The organism is Sphingobium ummariense RL-3 (assembly GCF_000447205.1).
In the GTDB taxonomy this organism is placed as follows: domain Bacteria; phylum Pseudomonadota; class Alphaproteobacteria; order Sphingomonadales; family Sphingomonadaceae; genus Sphingobium; species Sphingobium ummariense.
This window is the reverse complement of sequence record NZ_AUWY01000073.1, coordinates 36,715-43,295: the sequence shown is the minus strand read 5'-3', so window position 1 is coordinate 43,295 and position 6,581 is coordinate 36,715. Positions and strand designations below refer to the sequence as shown.

The following is a 6,581-nucleotide window of genomic DNA, read 5'->3' as shown; positions in this document are numbered from 1 at the left end:
AGCGCCAGCCCAGCGCCTGCCCCATCCAGTTCGCCACCGGCACGCCGATGATCGTCGCGACCGTCAGGCCCGCAAACATGCGCGCGATCGCCTGCGCCCGCCGTTCCGGCGGCACCAGCGACGCGGCGACCAGGGCGGCCACGCCGAAATAGGCGCCGTGCGGCAGGCCGCTCAGGAACCGGAACAGCAGCATCCAGTGATAGCTGGGCGACAGCGCGGACAGGCCGTTGGCGACAGCGAACACGGCCATCAGCCCGATCAGCAGCGTCCGGCGCGGCAGCCGGGCGCCGAAGGCGGCGATCACCGGCGCGCCCGCTACCACGCCCAGCGCATAGGCGCTGATCGCATGGCCCGCCGTCGGCGTATCGATCCCCAGGTCGCGCGCGAAGAAGGGCAGCAGGCTCATCGCCGCGAATTCGGTCGTGCCGATCGCGAAGGCGCCCACCGCGAGCGCGAAGAGTACCAGCGCGGGATGCGCTGCGTGCCGGCTGTCCGCCATGGCCTGCTCCATGTTGCAATGCAAAATTTCGGAAGACCTGCCCATGGGCCTTATGACAACGTCGGTCAAGCGCGGAAGGCGGACCGCGTCCCGCAGAAGGCGGCCCGCCTTCGGACGCTCAGGTCGCCAGCGTCGCGCTGTCGATCACGAAGCGATATTTGACATCGCTCTTCTGCATCCGGTCATAGGCGGTCTCGATGTCCTGGATGCGGATCATCTCGATGTCGGCGACGATGCCCTTCTCGGCGCAGAAATCCAGCATCTCCTGCGTCTCGGCGATGCCGCCGATCAGCGATCCGGCGATCGACCGCCGCTTGAAGATCAGAGCCGCGACGTTGGGTGAGGGGTGCGGATGTTCCGGAATGCCCACCAGCGTCAGCGTGCCGTCGCGCTTCAGCAGGATCGTGAACTGGTCGAGATCGTGGCTCGCCGCGACGGTGTTCAGGATGAAGTCGAAGCTGCCCGCATGCGCCGCCATCTCCTCGGCATTGCGCGACACGACGACCTCGTCCGCGCCCAGGTCCAGCGCCTCCTGCCGCTTGGATTCGGACGTGGTGAAGGCGACGACATGCGCGCCCATCGCATGGGCCAGCTTCACGCCCATATGGCCGAGGCCGCCGATGCCGACGATGCCGACCTTCTTGCCCGGTCCGACATTCCAGTGGCGCAGCGGCGAATAGGTGGTGATGCCGGCGCACAGCAGCGGGGCGACTGCGGCCAGCTGATCCTCGGAATGGCTGATCTTCAGCACGAAATCGTCCTTGACGACGATGCTCTGCGAATAGCCGCCCAGCGTATGGCCCGGTGCGTCCGGCGTCGGGCCGTTATAGGTGCCGACGAAGCCGTTCTCGCAATATTGCTCCAGCCCCTCGTCACAGGACGCGCAGTGCTGGCAGCTGTCGACCATGCAGCCCACGCCGACGACGTCGCCGACCTGGAACTTGGTCACGCCGTCGCCGACCGCGGTCACATGGCCGACGATCTCGTGGCCCGGAACGCAGGGATAGAGCGTGCCGTCCCATTCGGATCGGACCTGGTGCAGGTCCGAATGGCACACGCCGCAATAGGCGATGGCGATCTGGACGTCGTTCGCGCCGACCGCGCGGCGTTCGATGTCGATGGCTTCGAGCGGCTTGTCGGCGGCATAGGCGCCATAGGCTTTGACAACCATGGGATGTCCCTTTTTGCAGGAGGGAAGGCGCGCGCGGCGCCTTCTGTCAGGGGGGAGATTCCGCCTGTGACCGGCGGTGCCGCGAAGATAGGAAGCGGACGCGGACGGTCAACGGGGGCGGAGGAATTTCTCGGACAAATTCCTGCGCCATTGCGCTTGCCGCCCCGGCCGCTATTTCTCCAGCCATGTCGCGTCCCCAGTCCCCCGACCGTTTCAACGAAGACAAGGCCACCTTCACCGTCAAGGGCAGCCAGCCCGACATCGACGCCGGGGTGGAGGCGATCCGCACCACGCTCAAGACCCTGCCGGTTCGCCCGGGCGTCTACCGGATGCAGGATGCGCGCGGCGACGTGCTCTATGTCGGCAAGGCGCGGGCACTGCGCAACCGCGTGGCGAACTACACCCAGGTCGATCGCCTGCCCAAGCGGCTCCAGCGCATGGTCGCGCAGACGCGCAGCATGACCATCGTCACCACCAACAGCGAGGCGGAGGCGCTGCTGCTGGAGGCGCAGCTCATCAAGCGCTTCCGGCCGCCCTACAATGTGCTGCTGCGCGACGACAAGAGCTTCCCCTTCATCCTGCTGCGCGAGGATCACGCCTTCCCCCGCGTCCAGAAGCATCGCGGCGCGCGCAAGGCGAAGGGGCGCTATTACGGCCCGTTCGCCAGCGCCGGATCGGTGACGCGCACCATCAATGCGCTGCAGAAGCTGTTCCTGCTCCGCTCCTGCACCGACAGCTTCTTCGCCAACCGTTCGCGCCCCTGTCTGCTCTACCAGATCAAGCGCTGCTCCGCCCCCTGCGTCGGCCGCATCGACGAGGCGGGCTATGCCGAACTGGTGAAGGACGCGCAGGACTTCCTCGGCGGCAAGTCCACCGCCGTGCAGAAGAAGCTGGGCGAGGCGATGCAGCTGGCCTCCGACGCCATGGATTTCGAGCAGGCGGCGGTGCTGCGCGACCGGCTGAAAGCGCTGACCTTCATCCAGGGGTCGCAGGCGATCAATGCGGAAGGTCTGGGCGACGCCGACATCTTCGCCTTGGCGGAAAAGGGCGGGGCGATGTGCATCCAGGCCTTCTTCATCCGCGGCGGCCAGAACTGGGGCCATCGCAGCTTCTTTCCGGTCCACACCGCCGACGTCGCGACGGATGAGGTGCTGGAAAGCTTCATGGCGCAATTCTACGAGGAAGTGCCGCCGCCCAAGCTGATCCTCGCCGACCGCGAGCCCGCCGAATGCGAACTGATGGCGCAGGCGCTGACCGAGCGGATCGGCAGCCGCGTCCGCATCGAGGTGCCCCAGCGCGGCGAGCGCACGCGCCTGATCCGCCAGGCGCAGCGCAACGCGGTGGAGGCCCTCGACCGGCGGCTCGCGGAATCGACCAGCCAGGGCCGGATCATGGACGAAATGGTCGAAACCTTCGGGCTGGACGGCGTGCCCGACCGGATCGAGATCTACGACAACAGCCATATCCAGGGCGCGCACGCGCTCGGCGCGATGGTGGTCGCGGGGCCGGAGGGATTCCGCAAGAGCGCCTATCGCAAGTTCAACATGAAGAACCCGGAAACCTCGAACGACGATTTCGCGATGATGCGCGAGATGTTCGAGCGCCGCTTCGGCCGCGCGCAACGCGAAGACCCCGATCGCGAAAGCGGCGAATGGCCCGATCTCGTCCTGATCGACGGCGGCAAGGGACAGTTGTCCGCCGCCCGCGCGATGCTGGAGGAAATGGGGATCGAGGACGTGACGATGATCGGCGTCGCCAAGGGGCCGCATCATGGTCGCGAGGGGCGGGAGGTGTTCCACCTGATGGACGGGCGGGAAATCACCTTCCCCCTGAACCATCCGGTCCTCTTCTATCTCCAGCGCCTGCGCGACGAGGCGCACCGTTTCGCCATCGGCGCCCACCGGCAGAAGCGCAGCAAGGCGATCACCGTCTCCTCGCTGGACGAAGTCCCCGGCATCGGCCCCGCCCGCAAGAAGGCGCTGCTGATGCACTTCGGCACGGCGCGCGCCGTTCGCGACGCCGCGCTCGACGACCTCCAGCGCGCGCCCGGCGTGTCAAAGGCCGTGGCGCAGCAGGTCTATGATTATTTTCACGGCTGACGTCGCCGATCCGAGGTTGAATAATTAACGAAGCTCCCGTATATAGTTGCCACTGACATCGTGTAAGACGATCTGTGATATTTCCGCTTCCCCTCAAAAATATCGGGAAAACGTCGGAAATGCTGGGTTGAGGCGTTTCGCTTCCCTCCGGATCATGGTTTTCGGACAATGATAGTTTCGGTAGCGCATCGTCATGGGACGCTGCGCTTATTCATCCACGCGGCGGCATCTGGCCGCCAGGAATTTCATGAACGTATATCGCAATAAATTACCGCTTCTCTCTCCTCGTTTCGACAGGCCATCGGGCCTGGGTCAGCCCAGGCGGCGGATGCATCCGACCCTGTCGAGCAGCGAATTGAAGCAGATCGTCGCCGACATGGTCGGCTGATCACCAGAAACCCGCCAGGCAAAGCCGATGCGCTTTGCCTGGCTTTTTATTTCCTTCAGCGGAATCGGATCCGAACATGAGCAGGCAAGCGGTGAAACCCTATCTGATAAGCAAGGACGAGGACGGCAATTTCCGCCTCACGATCCGCGACACCCGCTACAACTCGCAGGGTTATCCCCTCGTCACCTCCACCCTGCAGGAAGACCTGTTCGCCACCGCGACGGCTGCGCGCAACGCGGCCCGCGACAAGTTCAACGCCGAACCAGGCGAATTCGCCACCAAATAGCGCGGGCGATGGGATGGCGTGTCACGGTAAGCAGTCGCCTGTCATCCGCCCAGGCCCGCCCTCCAGCGCGCGCCCGGCGTGTCAAGGGCCGTGGCGCAGCAGGTCTGGTCTATGGCTGTTTCCAAAGGTGATAGGGAGGCGGACAGGGACGGTTTGCGGACTGTCGGGTCTGGGGAATGGCACGCGATAGCTGACGCTGCGCGGTAGGAAATCATTCGGCAACATGCCCGCTTGCAGACATTCGTGCAGTTCGCGACAATGACTGTATGCCCGTTCGAAAACATATTGCAGTTGTTGCCGCTTGCCTTGTTCTTGGTGGGTGCGGAAAGCCCGAGCACGAATTACCCGCGCTACTCCTCGGTGCTACGACGACGGGCGGAAGCAACTTCCTCTGCGAAGGCGGCAGCGAGCAGGGATCGGAACCGGAAACTGCTTCGCACTCGCCCGAAATTGTTGCGCGGCTTGACGCTGCCTATCCGCCCGGATCATCTGCCAAAGAACTGAGGAGAATGCTTTCGCGGCAGAGGTTCACCATTCACGACGGTTGCTCAGCCGACAAAAGCGTAAGCTGGGCTGAGTTCCGGCAGCGCCGGTCCAACGGCGTTGCGACCTATCAGGCGGCGTTTGGGACAGTGTACTGGAAGCAGGATGAGATCGGTCGTCTGATTTGGACGACTGGCGATATTGCCTACACTGGCTGGTAGTCCGCTCTCCACCAGATTTAGTCATTCAGCCGCTGGCCTGCCGTCGGAATGAATGGCTGGTATTAGGGATGCGGATGATCTGACGGACCGACCAAACTTGTCGAAATCAGCTAGGCAGCTTTCGGTAGCGGCATTTCGCACTCATGCCACCCGAGGGTAGGGAACGGACATAAATCCCAAGTTCGTCATCCCGGGCTTGACCTGTGCCTGTCGACGGGGTCGGGGTGACGTAGAATGTGGTTTCTGAAGGTGCTCGGAACCAGCCATCCCCATCGTCATACTGATCCCCGATCCGGCATCCCGACGCTTCACCTTCCCGCCCCGCGTCACCCCTAACAATGTAGGATAATCTCTGATCTATCCTGCCAGATGACCTGCCTGCCCCGAATCTCCCCCCCCCCGCCGCGCGAACCCGCAGACCAACTGTCGCGTCAGCGTGACCCAACTGTCGCGTCGGTGGCGCGTCACCGTGACCCGACCGTCGCGTCCCTGTCGCGTCGCCGTGACCTGGCCGTTACCCTCCTCCTGCGCCAGGGCCCCATTTCCCCGGAATCCCGTGATTTCACGGCCCCTGCAACGGTGTGAACTTCGGAGGCCCATCCCGCTGTCGCGCTCGGCAGCCGCCGTCACCCGCCGGCCGGACTTGGTGCCCGCCCGTCTTGCCCCTACAGACAGGTCCATGCCCGCGCTCACCACCTCCGCCATCGTCTGCGCCGTCCGCGCCCATGGCGAGCATGGTGCCATCGCCCGGCTGCTGACGCCGGATCATGGCCTGCTCCCCGGCTATGTGCGGGGCGGGCGGTCGCGGGCGATGCGGCCGGTGCTGCTGCCGGGCAATGTCGTGAAGGCTGAATTCCGCGCCCGGACGGAGGAGCAGCTTGCCGGCCTCACCGTCGAGCTGGCGCACAGCCGCGCCCCGCTGCTGGCCGAGCCGCTGCCCGCCGCCGCGATCGACTGGAGCTGCGCGCTGACCGCCGCCGCCCTGCCGGAAGCGACGCCCTATCCGGCGCTCCACCAGGCGCTCGACGGCGTGCTCGGCGCGGTCGAGGCGGCGCCGGCGGCGCGGGGCTGGGCGGTGGCGCTGGTGCGCTACGAGCTGCTCCTGCTGGCGGAGCTGGGCTTCGGCCTCGACCTCACGCGCTGCGCCGCCACCGGCGCCGCGGACGACCTCGCCTTTGTCAGCCCGCGCAGCGCGGCGGCGATCAGCCGGGCGGGGGCGGAGGGCTATGAGAACCGGTTGCTGCCGCTCCCTCCCTTCCTGCTGGAGGGAGGAAGCGGCGACTGGAATGGGATCATGGACGGGCTGCGCCTGACCGGCTTCTTCCTCGAACGCTCGGTGCTGACCGACCGCCGCGCGGACGTCCTCGCGGCCCGCGAAAGGCTGGTGGACCGGCTCAAAAGGGCGGTTGCGTAATGATGCCGTGCTTCATAAGG

The 6,581-nt window shown here is 65.6% G+C and carries 6 protein-coding genes; 4 read left to right on the top strand and 2 right to left on the bottom strand.

What is annotated here, in order from left to right:
• Together M529_RS34765 and M529_RS34760 are read right to left on the bottom strand one after the other, a co-directional pair.
• A partial coding sequence (locus tag M529_RS34765) for an MFS transporter (RefSeq protein WP_040600678.1) occupies nt 1-511 on the bottom strand: 511 nt, incomplete at its 3' end.
• A gap of 106 nt (nt 512-617) precedes the next feature.
• A complete protein-coding gene (locus M529_RS34760; protein ID WP_021317856.1) occupies nt 618-1,670 on the bottom strand; it encodes an NAD(P)-dependent alcohol dehydrogenase in 1,053 nt (350 codons plus the stop codon).
• Between the two features lie 185 nt (nt 1,671-1,855).
• Here M529_RS34760 and uvrC point away from each other — a divergent pair, with 185 nt between their 5' ends.
• From uvrC to recO, 4 genes are all read left to right on the top strand, one after another.
• On the top strand, nt 1,856-3,769 hold the full coding sequence (uvrC, locus tag M529_RS34755; protein ID WP_021317855.1) for an excinuclease ABC subunit UvrC: 1,914 nt from the start codon (nt 1,856-1,858) through the stop codon (nt 3,767-3,769).
• 247 nt (nt 3,770-4,016) lie between these two features.
• Nucleotides 4,017-4,157 carry a hypothetical protein gene (locus M529_RS49705; protein ID WP_161626340.1) on the top strand — a complete coding sequence of 47 codons (141 nt, stop codon included), beginning with the start codon at nt 4,017-4,019 and terminating at the stop codon, nt 4,155-4,157.
• Nucleotides 4,158-4,233: 76 nt separating this feature from the next.
• Nucleotides 4,234-4,443, top strand: coding sequence for a hypothetical protein (locus M529_RS34750; RefSeq protein WP_021317854.1), 210 nt, complete (start codon nt 4,234-4,236; stop codon nt 4,441-4,443).
• Between the two features lie 1,383 nt (nt 4,444-5,826).
• Nucleotides 5,827-6,561, top strand: a complete 735-nt coding sequence (gene recO, locus M529_RS34740) for a DNA repair protein RecO (protein ID WP_021317852.1) — start codon at nt 5,827-5,829, stop codon at nt 6,559-6,561.
• Nucleotides 6,562-6,581 lie beyond the last annotated feature (20 nt).

Bases quoted from the DNA above. Each gene is read 5' to 3' on its own strand.
- M529_RS34760 (WP_021317856.1), bottom strand. From the start codon at position 1,670: ATGGTTGTCAAAGCCTATGGCGCCTATGCCGCCGACAAGCCGCTCGAA.
- uvrC (WP_021317855.1), top strand. From the start codon at position 1,856: ATGTCGCGTCCCCAGTCCCCCGACCGTTTCAACGAAGACAAGGCCACC.
- M529_RS49705 (WP_161626340.1), top strand. From the start codon at position 4,017: ATGAACGTATATCGCAATAAATTACCGCTTCTCTCTCCTCGTTTCGAC.
- M529_RS34750 (WP_021317854.1), top strand. From the start codon at position 4,234: ATGAGCAGGCAAGCGGTGAAACCCTATCTGATAAGCAAGGACGAGGAC.
- recO (WP_021317852.1), top strand. From the start codon at position 5,827: ATGCCCGCGCTCACCACCTCCGCCATCGTCTGCGCCGTCCGCGCCCAT.